This window comes from Lacrimispora sinapis, from assembly GCF_043633585.1.
In the GTDB taxonomy this organism is placed as follows: Bacteria; Bacillota; Clostridia; order Lachnospirales; family Lachnospiraceae; genus Lacrimispora; species Lacrimispora sinapis.
This window is the reverse complement of record NZ_CP141832.1, coordinates 3,388,486-3,402,841: the sequence shown is the minus strand read 5'-3', so window position 1 is coordinate 3,402,841 and position 14,356 is coordinate 3,388,486. Positions and strand designations below refer to the sequence as shown.

14 protein-coding genes are annotated in these 14,356 nt (G+C 45.6%); 11 read left to right on the top strand and 3 right to left on the bottom strand.

Going from position 1 to position 14,356, the window contains the following annotated elements; all coding sequences use genetic code 11:
* The first annotated feature begins 25 nt into the window (after window positions 1-25).
* The 11 genes from VIG27_RS15970 to rlmD all read left to right on the top strand — a co-directional run bounded on the left by VIG27_RS15970 (window position 26) and on the right by rlmD (window position 11,337).
* Window positions 26-979: an ABC transporter permease gene (locus VIG27_RS15970; protein WP_394523576.1), complete on the top strand. Its 954-nt coding sequence runs from the start codon at window positions 26-28 to the stop codon at window positions 977-979.
* A 5-nt stretch (window positions 980-984) separates the two neighbouring features.
* Window positions 985-1,869 (top strand): ABC transporter permease, encoded by an 885-nt coding sequence (locus VIG27_RS15965; protein WP_394523574.1) that lies wholly within the window; start codon window positions 985-987, stop codon window positions 1,867-1,869.
* A complete protein-coding gene (locus tag VIG27_RS15960; RefSeq protein WP_394523572.1) occupies window positions 1,853-2,905 on the top strand; it encodes an ABC transporter ATP-binding protein in 1,053 nt (350 codons plus the stop codon). Before VIG27_RS15965 ends, VIG27_RS15960 begins: the two co-directional genes overlap by 17 nt.
* 1 nt (window position 2,906) lies before the next feature.
* Window positions 2,907-3,887, top strand: a complete 981-nt coding sequence (locus VIG27_RS15955) for an ABC transporter ATP-binding protein (RefSeq protein WP_394523571.1) — start codon at window positions 2,907-2,909, stop codon at window positions 3,885-3,887.
* 175 nt (window positions 3,888-4,062) lie between these two features.
* Window positions 4,063-4,794: an amino acid ABC transporter ATP-binding protein gene (locus tag VIG27_RS15950; RefSeq protein ID WP_394523570.1), complete on the top strand. Its 732-nt coding sequence runs from the start codon at window positions 4,063-4,065 to the stop codon at window positions 4,792-4,794.
* Between the two features lie 44 nt (window positions 4,795-4,838).
* On the top strand, window positions 4,839-5,729 hold the full coding sequence (locus tag VIG27_RS15945) for a transporter substrate-binding domain-containing protein (RefSeq protein WP_394523567.1): 891 nt from the start codon (window positions 4,839-4,841) through the stop codon (window positions 5,727-5,729).
* Window positions 5,730-5,753: 24 nt separating this feature from the next.
* Window positions 5,754-6,485: an amino acid ABC transporter permease gene (locus tag VIG27_RS15940; protein ID WP_394523566.1), complete on the top strand. Its 732-nt coding sequence runs from the start codon at window positions 5,754-5,756 to the stop codon at window positions 6,483-6,485.
* Window positions 6,482-7,144, top strand: coding sequence for an amino acid ABC transporter permease (locus VIG27_RS15935; RefSeq protein ID WP_394523564.1), 663 nt, complete (start codon window positions 6,482-6,484; stop codon window positions 7,142-7,144). The genes VIG27_RS15940 and VIG27_RS15935 overlap by 4 nt, the downstream gene beginning before the upstream one ends.
* A 15-nt stretch (window positions 7,145-7,159) precedes the next feature.
* On the top strand, window positions 7,160-7,759 hold the full coding sequence (locus tag VIG27_RS15930; RefSeq protein WP_394523562.1) for an AAA family ATPase: 600 nt from the start codon (window positions 7,160-7,162) through the stop codon (window positions 7,757-7,759).
* 326 nt (window positions 7,760-8,085) lie between these two features.
* A complete protein-coding gene (locus VIG27_RS15925; protein ID WP_394523560.1) occupies window positions 8,086-9,756 on the top strand; it encodes a DEAD/DEAH box helicase in 1,671 nt (556 codons plus the stop codon).
* Window positions 9,757-9,966: 210 nt separating this feature from the next.
* Window positions 9,967-11,337: a 23S rRNA (uracil(1939)-C(5))-methyltransferase RlmD gene (gene rlmD / locus VIG27_RS15920; protein WP_394523558.1), complete on the top strand. Its 1,371-nt coding sequence runs from the start codon at window positions 9,967-9,969 to the stop codon at window positions 11,335-11,337.
* Here the strand turns inward: rlmD and VIG27_RS15915 are convergent.
* The 3 genes from VIG27_RS15915 to VIG27_RS15905 form a co-directional block, all read right to left on the bottom strand.
* Window positions 11,295-12,944, bottom strand: a complete 1,650-nt coding sequence (locus VIG27_RS15915) for a recombinase family protein (RefSeq protein ID WP_394523555.1) — start codon at window positions 12,942-12,944, stop codon at window positions 11,295-11,297. The genes rlmD and VIG27_RS15915 overlap by 43 nt on opposite strands.
* 34 nt (window positions 12,945-12,978) lie before the next feature.
* Complete coding sequence (locus tag VIG27_RS15910; RefSeq protein WP_394523554.1) at window positions 12,979-13,140, bottom strand: hypothetical protein; 162 nt, start codon at window positions 13,138-13,140, stop codon at window positions 12,979-12,981.
* Window positions 13,141-13,711: 571 nt separating this feature from the next.
* A complete protein-coding gene (locus VIG27_RS15905) occupies window positions 13,712-14,134 on the bottom strand; it encodes a sigma-70 family RNA polymerase sigma factor (RefSeq protein ID WP_394523552.1) in 423 nt (140 codons plus the stop codon).
* Window positions 14,135-14,356 lie beyond the last annotated feature (222 nt).

Sequence of the window (14,356 nt, the reverse complement as noted above, 5' to 3'; positions counted from 1 at the left end):
CCCCTTTTTTATAAGGAGAAACAATATGGCCAAATATATATTGAAACGAATATTGACAGCCATACCCATGGTCCTTCTGATCACCGTTCTGGGCTTTTCCCTCATGCATCTCGCACCCTATGATGCCATTGATGCCATGACCAATCCCAGGATGTCACAGCAGACGATTGATATGATCAAGGCAAAATATGGTTATGACCAGCCCCTTTTTATTCAGTATTTCCGCTGGCTTGACGGACTAATAAATGGTAATTTCGGATATTCAATCGTAACAAAACAAAGCATTGCGGCTGATCTGGCGGTCCGGATTCCAAACACCATTAAACTCATACTGCCTTCCTATTTGACTGCCTATCTTCTGGCTGTCATTCTGGGCTTGATTGCAGGTTCCCACAAAAACAGGGCAGCGGATAAGCTGATCGACGGATTTTCCTCTATTGGAATCGCGGTTCCTTCCTTCTGGTTTTCCATGCTTATGATCTTTGTCCTGGGATATAAACTGAAGCTCCTTCCCTTTGTGGGAATGAATTCGGTTGGAATGGAGACTTCCTTCGGGGACTTTCTAAGGCATTACATCATGCCTTTTGTCACGTTGGTCTTTTCCTTTTTACCCGCTAATATCAAGTTTGTCCGTTCCTCCACCCTCACTCAGTTTTCTGAGGATTATGTGCTGGTGCAGCAGGCATTTGGCGCGTCAAAAAGCGAGATCATGTTCAAGCATGTATGCAAAAATGTGCTTCTGCCCATCATTACAAGACTTGGAATGGCCTTCCGCCTTCTGGTAACAGGGGCTATCATCACAGAGACCGTATTTGGCTGGCCGGGAGTCGGTCCTTACTTTATTAAAGCCATTCAGGGACTGGATTACCCCATTGTCATGATCGTCCTGGTGCTCTCCTCCATATTGGTCATCCTGGGAAATCTGCTGTCAGATATCCTTTACTGCATCACGGACCCGCGGATTCGGGAAATGGGGTGACGGATATGATAAGGAAAGAAAACATACGAAAAAACAAAAGATCCACCAGAATGGACAGTGTCCTCCTGGTATTAAAGCACGATAAGGCAGCAATCATTTCCCTGATCCTTTTAGCGGTGATCATCCTGTTTGCACTGATCGCACCGTTCCTTCCGATAGATCCCAATGCCACAGACGTGGCAAACCGTTTAAAGGAGCCGTCCTTTCAGCACTTGTTCGGGACGGATGAAGTGGGCAGGGATTATTTCGCAAGAGTCATCTACGGAGGCCGTGTATCCCTTTTAGTAGGCTTCCTTGCCATGCTGACCAGTCTTACCATCGGTGTGGCTGTAGGCACCATCTCAGGCTTCTGCGGCGGTTTGGTGGACATGATACTTATGAGGATTGTTGACGTCCTCTATTCCATACCATGGATGATTTTAGTGACTGTGGTCAGCATCTTTTTAAAGCCGGGCCTTCAATCCATCATACTTGTCATCGGACTGTTCACCTGGATGGAGATTGCCAGACTGGTCCGTGCGGAAACCTTATCCTTAAAGGAACGGGAATTTGTCCTTTATGCGGAATTTTCAGGAATCCATATTTTTACCATCATTCTCCGCCACATTATTCCGTCTGTATTCCCTACCATCATCGTGTCGGCCACCACCAGCATGGCGGACGCCATCATGACAGAGACCTCCCTGAGCTTTTTGGGAGTGGGGATCCAGCAGCCCATGTCCTCCTGGGGAAGTCTTTTGCAGAGCGCCCAGGGAACCATGCAGAACACCTTTTATATGGCTCTGATCCCAGGTCTTCTGATCATAATCACTATTTTTGGATTTAACAAGCTTGGGAATCTGCTCCGGGTTTACGTGGAACCGAAGGTTATGAATGACGAGAAAGAGTAAAGTGAGGGAACAGGAATTGGAAGAAACAAAGAAAAACAATAAGGAGATCCTGTCTGTCAGGGATGTGCACACCACCTTTCATACCCATGGAAAATCGGTGCAGGCGGTCCGGGGCGTCAGCCTTTTCGTAGGACACCAGGAGATTGTAGCCATAGTTGGGGAATCCGGCAGCGGAAAAAGCGTGCTGATGAAGTCTGTCATGGGTCTGATGCCCGAGAATGCAGAAGTCAAAGCGGAGGAAATCCGGTTTATGGACAGGGATTTACAGACCATGACCCCGGAGCAGCTTAGAAAAATGCGTGGTAAAGACATTGCCATGGTATTCCAGGACCCTATGACCGCACTCAATCCGTTAAGGACCATTGGATTCCATTTGACCGAGGTCTTAAAAAGACACCGTGGAATGACTGGGAAGGCAGCCTTAAAGGAAGCAGCCGCCGTACTGGAGCAGGTGGGCATCTCTTCACCGGAAAAACGGCTGACCCAGTATCCCCATGAATTTTCCGGCGGCATGAGACAACGAGTGCTGATCGCCATGGCTCTCTGCTGCCTGCCAAAGCTTCTGATCGCGGATGAGCCGACCACAGCCCTTGATGTGACCATTCAGGCACAGATTTTGGAGCTTTTAAAGAAAATCCAGATGGACACCGGTATGAGCGTTGTGCTGATCACTCATGATCTGGGAGTGGTTGCAAGCTTGAGCCACCGTATTTGTGTCATGTACGGAGGGCTTATTATGGAAGAAGGATTGACGGATGAGATCTTTTATACTCCCAGGCATCCATATACAAAGGCCCTGTTAAGAGCCATTCCAAAGCCCCATTCAGGGAGCAGGGAACGGTTGGAGTCCATACCGGGAATGGCACCGTCCCTGGCGGACCCGCCCCCCGGCTGTCCCTTTGCAGAACGCTGTAAGTTCGCCTGTGAAAAATGTCAGGAGAAAATCCCGGAATACCTGGTCTACTCCGATACCCAGAGGTCTATGTGCATCTTTTCGGGCGGGGAACTGGAGGAAATGGAAAAGGAGGTGCAGTGATATGGAGAACCAAAACCAGGAAATCTTACTGGAAGCCAGGGACTTATGCAAATATTTCCCTTCCAAAGACTTCTTTGGCCGGAAAAAAGCGGAGGTAAAGGCCGTAGACGGAATCAATCTTGCCATCCGCAAAGGAGAGACCTTTGGCCTGGTGGGAGAATCGGGCTGCGGTAAATCCACCCTTGGCAGAACCCTGATCCGCATGTATGATCCCACAAGCGGCTCCATCCATTTTAAGGGTCAGGATATCACTGGCTGGAAGGGAAAAAAACTTCTGCCCATCCACCGGCAGATGCAGATCATTTTCCAGGACCCTTATTCCGCTTTGGACCCCCATATGAATGTGCGTGAGATCATCAGAGAATCCTTCAATGCCGTTGGCAAAATGCCGGCGGGGGAAATGGATGACAGGATTGTGGAACTGTTGAAAAAGGTGGGAATGAAGCCCGATGACATGTATAAATATGCATATGAATTCTCCGGCGGACAGCGTCAGAGAATCGGGATTGCAAGGGCTCTTGCGGTGGAACCGGAGTTTTTACTTTGTGATGAACCCATATCTGCCCTGGATGTTTCCATTCAGGCACAGGTGGTAAATATGCTGGAGGATCTTCAAAAAGAAATGGGGCTGACCTATCTATTTGTGGCTCACGATTTGTCCATGGTAAGACATATTTCCACCAGAATCGGAGTGATGTATCTGGGCCGGCTGGTGGAGATCGCAGACAGTGACGAGCTCTATGAAAATCCGCTTCACCCTTATACAAAAGCCCTTCTTTCCGCCATTCCGGCGGCAGATCCCAAGCTGGCAAAACGATCCAGCCGGGTCATGTTAAAGGGGGAGCTTCCAAGTGCCCTTTCTGTGCCCTCCGGATGCCACTTCCATACCCGGTGCGGGAGTGCTCAAAATGGATGCGAAGGGGAGGTCCCTCTCATGCGGGAGATGTCTCCCGGACACTTCGTGGCATGCTCCTGCATCTGATATTTTTGGTAGGAAGCCTTGAAAACATTAGAAAAATAATTCTTGACTTTTCAATCAAAACTTTTTATAATAACTACAATTAAAAAAAGAAACTAAGCGAGGACGCTTAAGAGTTTATACCCTTAGGCGTTTTTTTGCTATCGAGGGATTATTTGATTAGAGAGGAGATGAAATTATGCCAGATATGGTCAAAGTTGAGAACTTAAAAAAGAACTTCGGGGACTTAGAGGTTTTAAAAGATATCAGCCTTACCGTGAAAGAAGGAGAGAAGCTAGTTATTATCGGACCCTCCGGTTCCGGGAAATCCACCTTTATCCGCTGCATCAATTACTTGGAGGAACCAACCAGCGGAACGATCACCGTAGCAGGAACACAGGTCACAAAAAAGAATCATCTGGAAATGGCAAAGAAATATTCATCCATGGTCTTTCAGCAATTTAATTTATATCCCCATCTCACTGTCTTAGAAAATCTGACACTGGCACCCATCAAGCTGCAGCATGTTCCCAAGGAAGAGGCGGTAAAGAACGCCATATCATGCCTGGAACGGGTCGGCTTAAAGGATAAGGCGGGGAATTATCCGATCCAGCTATCCGGCGGACAGCAGCAGAGAGTGGCGATTGCCAGAGCCTTATGCACCAAACAGCCGCTCATTTTATTTGATGAGCCGACTTCTGCCCTGGACCCGGAGATGGTACAGGAAGTTCTGAATGTTATGGTAGAGCTTGCCAAGGAGAATATCACCATGATCTGTGTGACCCATGAGATGGGATTTGCCCGCCAGGTGGCGGACCGTGTGATCTTTATGGATGGCGGTTATATCCTTGAGGAGGGAACTCCGGAACACTTCTTTGAAGCTCCGGAACATGAAAGGACCAAAGCGTTTTTAAGCAAAATCCTGCATTAGGGGTGATGTTTAATATAATAATAAGATTGAGGAGGAAACGAACTATGATTAAGAAAATGTTATCACTTGCACTTACGATCGCCATGGCGGCTGCTTTGACCGCATGTGGCTCCAAACCGGAACAGGCAGCCACTTCAGCACCTTCCGAGTCCGCAAAAGCAGGAGAAACCACAGCAGCAGGTGCAGCAGGCAAAGGCGTGACAGCAGATGTTCAGAAGATCATTGACCGCGGAACCTTAAAGGTTGGCTGTAAATCCGATATTCCAAAGTTCAGCTTGCAGAACACGGCAACCGGAGAATACGAAGGCTTTGAGGATGATCTGGCTTATGAGATCGCAGGCAGCATCTTTGGCGTTACCGCTGCCGAAGCAAAAGAAAAAAAGCTGGTCGAATTCCAGGGCGTTACGGCAAAAACCAGAGGTCCTCTCTTAGAAAACGGTGAAATTGACTTAGTAATCGCTACCTTTACCATTACCCCGGAGAGAAAAGAAACCTATAACTTTTCTACCCCGTACTACACCGATGCGGTTGGTCTCTTAGTAAATAAAGATTCCGGCATCAGCTCCATCGAAGGACTTGACGGCAAGATCATCGGTGTTGCACAGTCCGCTACCACAAAGGAGGGCTTTAAGAAGTATGTGGAAGAAAAAGGAATTAAAGTCAATCCTCAGTTCCAGGAGTTTGACGGCTATCCGGCTCTGGCACAGGCTTTGGCAACCAAGCAGATCGACTGCTTCTCCGTAGACCGCGCCATCTTATCCGGTTATGTAAACGATAAAAACCAGATTCTGGAGGACCGTTTTGCAGAGCAGGATTATGGGGTTGCATCCGCAAAAGAGAATACAGGTCTTGCGGCTGTTGTAGAAGAAAAAATAACTTCCATGATTTCTGATGGTTCCATGAAGAAACTTCAGGACCAGTGGGGATTACAGTAAGCTGTTATGTAAAGGAAAATTGACATGATAAAAGGTCTTTTTGATGTAAACCGATGGAATGCCCTGTTTCAGGCATTTCCCGACTATTATATACCAGGCTTTCTTATGACGCTGAAAATATCACTGGCAGGACTGGCTTTAGCGCTGGTCCTGGGGGTGATATTCGGAATACTTTCCACGGCAAAATTTAAGCTGTTTCCCATTCTTTCACGAATATACGTGGAATTAATTCAGAATACACCTCTGGCTCTGCAGGTCATGTGCTACTATTCCATACTTCCCATGCTTTTTTCCAGTTCAGGCTACCGCATCCCCAAGTTTGTTTTAGGTGTGATCGGTGTAGGGATTTATCATGGTGCCTATATTTCAGAGGTTATAAGAACGGGAATCGAAGCGATACCTAAGGGACAGTCTGAGGCAGCTTCCTCTCAGGGATTTTCCTATCTGGAGACCATGTATCACATCATTTTGCCTCAGACCGTAAAGATCATCCTTCCGCCCCTTGCCAATCAGGCGCTGGGTCTGGTAAAGAATACGTCCATTCTGGCCATGGTAGCCGGTATGGATCTCATGTACTTTACCGATTCCTGGGGGTCTGACCGCGGATATTTTGCACAGGCGTACTTTACCAGTGCTTTCCTGTATTTCATCATCTGTTTCCCGTTAGCAAGGCTTGCCCGATATTTGGAGATTCGTTCCATGCGGCTGCCAACTGCAAAAAAGCTAGATATTTCAGCAAATGAGGAGGCCGTATGATAGAATTATTTCACCAGATATTTACTCCGGCAAATGTGATCTTTATGATGAAGGGATTGCAGATGACGGTGATGATCGCGGTATTTGCAACGATCATCAGCATATTTTTCGGTACGATTCTGGCCCTGATCCGAACCTATGCCTCCGGCAAATGGAAATGGGCAGGGGCCCTGGTAGCCATTTATACGGAGTTTTTCCGATGTACGCCAAACCTTTTATGGATTCTTTGGATCTATTTTACGGTCAAAGGGAATAAAGTAGGAGTATCGGTATTCGCTATATCGCTGTTCACTTCAGCTGTTATGGCGGAGATATTCCGGGGAGGCTTAAATTCCATTCCCAAGGGCCAGTTTGAAGGCGCCCAGTCACAGGGATTCGGTTTTTTTCAGACTCTCTGGTATATCATACTTCCCCAGACCTATAGAAAGGTCATTCCGGCCCTTTTGAGTCAGGTCATCACAATCATCAAGGATACCTCATTCTTAAAGATGGTCGATGTGGCGGAGTTTATGAGAAACAGTTCCGTTGTACTTGGAAGTATTTACGATGTGAGGGGCATGATCATGCTGTTTGCCTTTGAAGCCCTTTGTTATTTCACCATCTGCTTTGCATTGAGCAGCGTGGTAAGGCGTTACCAGAAAACCATTGTAACTGGTTAGGGAGGAACTTTTTGAATGGAAAAGTTTACAATCACGATTGCCCGTGAGTTCGGAAGCATGGGAGGCCCCATTGCCAGGGAGCTTTCCAAGGAGCTGGGAGTAAAATTTTACGACCGTGATATTGTGGAAGAGGTTGCAAAAAAACTGAACCTTCCCGTTTCAACGGTAAGTGATGAAGAGGAGAAGTCGAAGCATCTTCTGATTTCCCACATGTTTCCCCTTGGAACCGATGAAGACTATATGCAGGATATTATTTTCGATGTGCAAAAGGATATCATTCTGGATCTGGCAAAAGCCTCCAGCTGCATCATTGTGGGTAGATGTTCCAACTACATTTTAGAGAATAAAAAGAACAATATGAACATCTTTATTTACGCTCCTTATCCGAAACGGGTGGAGAACTGTGTGAATTCTCTCGGCATGACGGCTGCTGAGGCGAAAAAGATGATTCAGTCTGTTGACAAAGCCAGAAATGCGTATCATAAAAAATACTCTGGATATCTTCCAAATGATCCGGAGCATATGAATCTTATGATTGACTCCTCACTCCTTGGAGTTACAGGCACAGCAAAGCTGATTGCCGGAGTGGTTCATCAGCTGTACGGGAATGATTGAGAACGAGAAGTTTCCTAATTAAATAGGCCTTTTCGGCGAAACTGGAATAAAAGTCCAGGATCTATGCCGGGAGGGTCTTTTCCATTCTGAAGTGGAGTGGAAGAAATTACCAGTGAAAAGCTGCTGTATTTTATATAAGACAAAGAAAAAACCAAGTCGCAGCCCTTGACACTCAAAAAAAAATCTGCTATAGTTTACTTTTGTGTGAAACGAGAGGATGAAGGTCTGAAACGTGCCTGATACCTCTCGTTTTGTTTGCGAATGTGTGTGCGCGGCCGTCGGCAACATGGGAACCCGGCAGGCCATGAGAAAGGAATTAATCATTTATGGAAACAATGAGATTTGATGAATTACAGTTAGATGAAAGAATTCTGCGGGCTGTAGCAGATATGGGATTTGAAGAGGCATCCCCGATCCAGGCCCAGGCAATTCCGGTCCAGGTAGAAGGAAGAGATATCATCGGCCAGGCTCAGACAGGAACCGGTAAGACCGCAGCCTTTGGTATTCCCCTGTTACAGAAAATTGACCCTAAGGTAAAGAAGCTTCAGGCGGTTGCTCTCTGTCCTACCAGAGAACTTGCAATTCAGGTAGCAGATGAGATCCGCAGGCTTGGTAAATATATGCATGGTGTAAAAATCCTGCCAATTTACGGCGGACAGGACATTGTGAAACAGATCCGTTCTTTGAAGGACGGAACCCAGATCATCATCGGTACTCCCGGACGTGTTATGGATCATATGCGCCGCAAGACCGTGAAATTTGATTTTGTCCACACCGTAGTGATGGATGAAGCAGATGAGATGCTGAACATGGGATTTTTGGAAGATATGGAAACCATTTTAAGCCAGCTTCCCGAAGAACGCCAGACCGTCATGTTCTCTGCAACCATGCCGCCCGCCATTATGGATATCGCGAGAAAGTTCCAGCAGGAGCCGGTGACTGTAAAAGTTGTGAAGAAAGAACTGACTGTTCCGAAGGTAACCCAGTACTATTATGAAGTGAAGCCAAAGAGCAAGGTGGAAGTTATGTGCCGTCTGTTAGACATGTACGCACCAAAGCTTTCCGTTGCCTTCTGTAACACCAAAAAACAGGTAGACGAACTGGTACAGGCACTTCAGGGCCGCGGCTATTTCGCCGAGGGGCTTCATGGTGACTTAAAGCAGATACAGCGTGACAGGGTCATGAACAGCTTCCGTAACGGTAAGACGGAGATCTTAGTGGCTACCGACGTAGCAGCCCGTGGAATTGACGTAGACGACGTAGAAGCGGTATTCAACTACGACCTTCCCCAGGATGATGAGTACTATGTGCACAGAATCGGCCGTACCGGACGTGCAAACCGGGAAGGAATTGCATTCAGCTTTGTGGTAGGTAAGGAAGTCTACAAGCTTCGTGACATCCAGCGTTACTGCAAGACCAAGATCGTACCTCAGGCCATTCCTTCTTTAAATGATGTAACTGCCATCAAGGTAGACAAGATTTTAGAGAGTGTAGCCGATACGATTGGCGATACCGATTTAAGCAAGATGGTAAACATCATCGAGAAAAAGCTTTTAGAAGAAGATTACACCTCCCTGGATCTGGCAGCTGCACTGCTGAAGATGATGATGGGTGAGGAAAATGAAGATGTGATCGACACCAGAGAGCCACGCTCTCTTGACGATCTGGATAACTACTTTGGAAACAGCGGCCGCGGACGCTCAAGAAATTCAAACGGCCGTGGAAGAGGGGATTCTTCCAGAGAAAGAGATGATATGGCACGTCTCTTCATCAACATCGGAAAGAACCAGAACGTAAAGCCTGGAGACATCCTGGGCGCCATTGCCGGAGAATCCGGAATGCCTGGTAAAATGGTAGGAAGCATCGACATGTATGACAAATATACATTTGTAGAGGTTCCAAGAGAAAGTGCAGACGTTGTACTGAAAGCCATGAAAGATGTAAAGATCAAAGGTAAAAATATCCATATGGAAAAAGCCAACGGAAAAGGCAGATAAATTTCCGGGAGCTGACGGTGGAAAGAATGGCCAATCCATTCTTCCCGCCGTCAGCTCCCGGTTTTTATTATTTCGGAGAACGAAAAAAGGTTGTCTTGCTTCTTCCCCGAAAAAAAGATACAATACGTTAAGAGGAACCAGCGGTGCAGGAATGGAAATGAAATAAGGCGTTGGCCATTTAAACGCGGTTCTGTACAAATGGAGGATGTTATGTCAGAGTGGAAGAAAAATGACAAAATTGAGTTGAGCATTGAAGATATGAGTGAGACCGGAGAGGGCATCGGAAAGACCGATGGATTTACCTGGTTTATTAAGGATACGGTAATTGGAGATCAGGTAGAGGCAAAGGTAATGAAGGTGAAGAAATCATACGGTTTTGCCAGATTGGAGCACATAAAAAAGAAGTCTGAAAACCGTGTGGTACCCAAATGTCCGGTGGCAAGACAGTGCGGGGGCTGTCAGCTTCAGGCCATGAATTATGCCGAACAGCTCCGCTATAAAGAAAAAAAGATATGGAACAACTTAGTCAGGATCGGCGGCTTTTCAGAAGTTCCCATGCTTCCGATTATGGGAATGGAGGAGCCTTGGAGATACCGGAATAAAGCACAGTTTCCGTGGGGAACGGATAAGGAAGGAAATCTTGTCGCCGGCTTTTACGCAGGCCGTACCCATTCCATCATCGCCTGCGGGGACTGCCTGCTGGGAATAGAAGAGAACCAGGAAATCTTAAAACGGATCAAGTCCCATATGGAGCGCCATGGACTTCGTCCTTATGAGGAAGAGACCCACAAAGGGTTGATGCGCCACACCCTGATCCGCAAAGGCTTTAAAACGGGCGAATTGATGGTATGCCAGGTGATCAATGGAAAGAGCCTTCCTCACGGTGAGGAGCTGGTAAAAAGCCTGTTGGAAATTCCAGGTATGAAAAGCATTTCGATAAGCATCAACCGGGATCAGACCAATGTGATTATGGGAACCCAGGTGGAGAATCTATACGGACCAGGGTATATAACGGATTATATCGGGGACGTGAAATACCGTATTTCCCCTCTGTCCTTCTATCAGGTAAATCCGGTGCAGACAGAAAAACTCTACGGCACAGCCCTTGAATATGCAGGTCTTACCGGGGATGAAACCGTCTGGGATCTTTACTGCGGCATCGGAACCATTTCCCTGTTCCTTGCAAAGAAGGCGAAGAAAGTCTATGGAGTGGAGATCGTGCCTCAGGCCATTGAAGACGCAAGGGAGAACGCAAAGCTCAACGGGATCGGGAATGTGGAATTCTTCGTGGGGAAAGCCGAAGAGGTGTTGCCGGAACAGTATGAGAAGAATAGGATCTACGCAGATGTAATTGTCGTGGACCCTCCCAGAAAAGGATGCGATGAGGTATGCCTTGATACCATCGTGAAGATGGCACCGAAAAGGGTGGTGTATGTAAGCTGCGATTCCGCTACTTTGGCACGGGATCTTAAGTATCTGGGGGAGAGAGGGTATGAGGTGGTGAAGGTGCGGGGGTGTGATATGTTTTCGCAGACGACTCATGTGGAGACGTGCGTACTTTTGTCCCACAAAAATTCGTAAACATCTCCACCGTCCTTATAAACCGGAAAATTGAATAAAATGGACTTTAGGGGCAGCTCTGAGTCATCACATGGAAAAATCTCTATTTCTTTGATTAACGAAGAAATTAGGGATTTTCTTTCTTCATCGCTGATTTTGTCATACACCTTTTCAAAGTTTGCCAACAAGGTGTAGATGTTCTCTAAGGTAATGGCATCCTGCTCGACAGCTTTGCGGCGGAGCTTTACATCTTCAATTTTTTCTTCAAGCTTAACGATAACATCGTACAGTCCATCAAGGCGGAGGGTCATATCATGGAGCTTGCGTTCTCTAAAACGAGTATCTTCCGGAAGACTGTCAATTTCATTTTCAAGGCGAGTTTTATTGAGTTCCACCTCTCGGAGCTTGTTTTCATAGTTCTTGAGTTCTCTGTTTAAGGTAGAAGTATCAATTTCCTTGCCTATCCTTGATTTGATTTCCGATGCAAAGTCTTGGTTTTTAATCAGCTCTCTAATTGCTTCAATAACAAGCGGTTCAATGTCGGTTTTTTTGAGCATAGCCTTATAGTCACAGCTTTTTCCTCTGGCAGTGCGAGCCTTGCTGCACACATAATAGTAAACCTCTTTATATGTACCGTCTTTGTTTGTCCAGGCGTGTTTGTTGGTATACATCGGACCGCCGCATTTAGGACACTTCAAAATGCCGCTTAATAAATGTGCTCTGTCACGACCTATTTTAGATGGAGATTTTACTCCTGTTATTTCCCGTTTTTCATGTGCCTTATCCCACAGTTCTTCACTAATGATTGCTTCATGCTGTCCATCTGCAATAATGTATTCATCTTGGTGCACTTGGCGGTATTCATTTTTAGTGCCTTTGACTTTTTCTCTTATTCGTCTGCCAAAAGCGATTTTTCCAGAGTACACAGGATTGTCGATTATCATTCTGACAAAATGCGTACTCCATTGTGAGAGAGTACCATTGGCACGTTTGATTTTTTGGATACCCTGCAAGTTAAGATAGTTGGCGATTTTATAAAATCCCATATTCCCATTCACATACTTATCAAAGATAATGCGTACCGCATCGGCTTCATCTTCTTGGATAAAAAGCTGCTTATCTTTGAGATAGTAGCCGTAAGGAGCAAAGCCACCATTCCAGCCGCCTTGACGAGCTTTTTCTTTTCGTCCGTTCATAGTCTGCTCAATGATATTTTCACGCTCTATTTCAGCAACAGCTGATAATACAGAAATTAAAAGCTTTCCGCTTGTCTGCGATGAGTCGATTCCTTCTTCAATGCAAATTAAGTTTACACCAAAGGATTGAACGTGTTCTAAAGAGTTCAAAATATCGGCTGCATTTCTGCCAAAACGAGAAAGCTTATATACTAAGATGTAGTCGATTTCCAATCCATTTTCAATGTCATATAACATTTGTTTAAATGCGGGTCTGCCGTCTATGGATTTACCGGATTTGCCTGCATCTTCGTAGATATTTACAATCTCCATTTCTTCTCTGTCTGCAAAGCGTTTCAAACTGTTTTTTTGTCCATCCAAGCTAAAACCGTCAACCTGCATTTCGGTACTTACACGAGGGTAAAGCACGCATCTTTTTCCACTCCTATTCATAGTCATACCTCCAATAAATTATTGGAAAACATCCCTATTCAGCACGATTTATCTCATTTAAAACTTCTGCACCATGCTTTTCGATAATCTGCGAAAGTACATTTATGAAATCTTGATATGCCTTTGTTTTCTCAAATGTATGATTGGGTGCAGGAGCTTTAATAGCATCATTGGGTATATTTTTGATATTTTCCATTCGCAATCACCTCCAAGTGAATTGCTTACATAGAGTATAAGCAATTTTGTTATTTATGAAAAGTTTGTCATTACATTAGAAATAGCATAAATAAACGCACCGCAAATTTACATTGAATAAAAATGCGGTGCGACTAAATTCACCTGTTTGTCGTATTTGCCACACACCCCGACAAAGGGGATATTTTGAGTTGCTGTTAGCACAGCCATCATAGCCCCACCTTACCGTAGCTTGTCCTTTCAAAAGCTACGCATACCGCAGGAACTCCCCCTGTTTCTATCGTATCGGGGGCTAAACGTATCGAAGTATCATTGTCACTTATGTGGGTTATTGCGGACGAGTATGCCAAGCTCGGTCTAACAGTCCATTTGTCGCTCCAACGGCATTATACTCACCTCCCCATACCGTTATCATGGCGGTGTCTGTTAAGTCGCTCTGCCTTTCGGCTCACATAAGCAATGTACTCAAAATATCGTATATTCAGTTGTCAAGGAACAATTTATGCTGTTTGGGGAGAGAGAAAAACTTCCTCTCATATACCTTTAGAAAAAGAGCCGAAAAGTAAATGTGCTTAATAAAATCTTTTCAAAAAATGTTCCATGCTTTTCAAAGCTGCTTTGAGGGACTGTCCTATGGTTGCTTTGCTAACTCCCTCGGCTTTGGCAATAGCTACTTTACTCATTCCCAAAAAGTAGTGAGCATAGATGCGTTTTGCCTGCTTGTCCGGCAAGGTGGCAACGGCAGCATGGAGTTGCTCTCTTGTGAGCTTGCGTTCGTAAATCTCATCGGGAGAAAGAGAAACGAACAAGGCACTGTGTTCGATGCCATCGTCACAGTCAAGCGAGTAGTATGCTTTGTGGTAATGTACTCTGCTTTGATGGGCTTGCTCTGCTTTGCGGTATTCTTCAAATATGTCAAATACCTCATCAGGAATATCAATGTATGTATCTACGGTTATATGAGCGTAGTAATCTTTCAAGTTTATTGTTTTCATGGCTGTACCATCCTTTCAAATTTGGTTAAGAGCTGAATTTGAAAGGACGGTGGGAGGGGAACGACACCGAGGGTCTATATACGCAAAAATGCCCGACTGAAATTTAGAAAATCTCAATCGGACATGGGCATTATTACTTCGTGTTATGTAGTTTATATTTTTGCGTAGCTGCCCATAATCGTCCCACAATGGAGCAAGGCTTTTTTTGATAAATTACCAAGT

Coding starts and splice junctions, on each gene's coding strand:
- VIG27_RS15930 (WP_394523562.1), top strand. CDS start 7,160: ATGGAAAAGTTTACAATCACGATTGCCCGTGAGTTCGGAAGCATGGGA.
- VIG27_RS15905 (WP_394523552.1), bottom strand. CDS start 14,134: ATGAAAACAATAAACTTGAAAGATTACTACGCTCATATAACCGTAGAT.
- VIG27_RS15940 (WP_394523566.1), top strand. CDS start 5,754: ATGATAAAAGGTCTTTTTGATGTAAACCGATGGAATGCCCTGTTTCAG.
- VIG27_RS15950 (WP_394523570.1), top strand. CDS start 4,063: ATGCCAGATATGGTCAAAGTTGAGAACTTAAAAAAGAACTTCGGGGAC.
- rlmD (WP_394523558.1), top strand. CDS start 9,967: ATGTCAGAGTGGAAGAAAAATGACAAAATTGAGTTGAGCATTGAAGAT.
- VIG27_RS15955 (WP_394523571.1), top strand. CDS start 2,907: ATGGAGAACCAAAACCAGGAAATCTTACTGGAAGCCAGGGACTTATGC.
- VIG27_RS15915 (WP_394523555.1), bottom strand. CDS start 12,944: ATGAATAGGAGTGGAAAAAGATGCGTGCTTTACCCTCGTGTAAGTACC.
- VIG27_RS15910 (WP_394523554.1), bottom strand. CDS start 13,140: ATGGAAAATATCAAAAATATACCCAATGATGCTATTAAAGCTCCTGCA.
- VIG27_RS15960 (WP_394523572.1), top strand. CDS start 1,853: ATGACGAGAAAGAGTAAAGTGAGGGAACAGGAATTGGAAGAAACAAAG.
- VIG27_RS15970 (WP_394523576.1), top strand. CDS start 26: ATGGCCAAATATATATTGAAACGAATATTGACAGCCATACCCATGGTC.
- VIG27_RS15925 (WP_394523560.1), top strand. CDS start 8,086: ATGGAAACAATGAGATTTGATGAATTACAGTTAGATGAAAGAATTCTG.
- VIG27_RS15965 (WP_394523574.1), top strand. CDS start 985: ATGATAAGGAAAGAAAACATACGAAAAAACAAAAGATCCACCAGAATG.
- VIG27_RS15945 (WP_394523567.1), top strand. CDS start 4,839: ATGATTAAGAAAATGTTATCACTTGCACTTACGATCGCCATGGCGGCT.
- VIG27_RS15935 (WP_394523564.1), top strand. CDS start 6,482: ATGATAGAATTATTTCACCAGATATTTACTCCGGCAAATGTGATCTTT.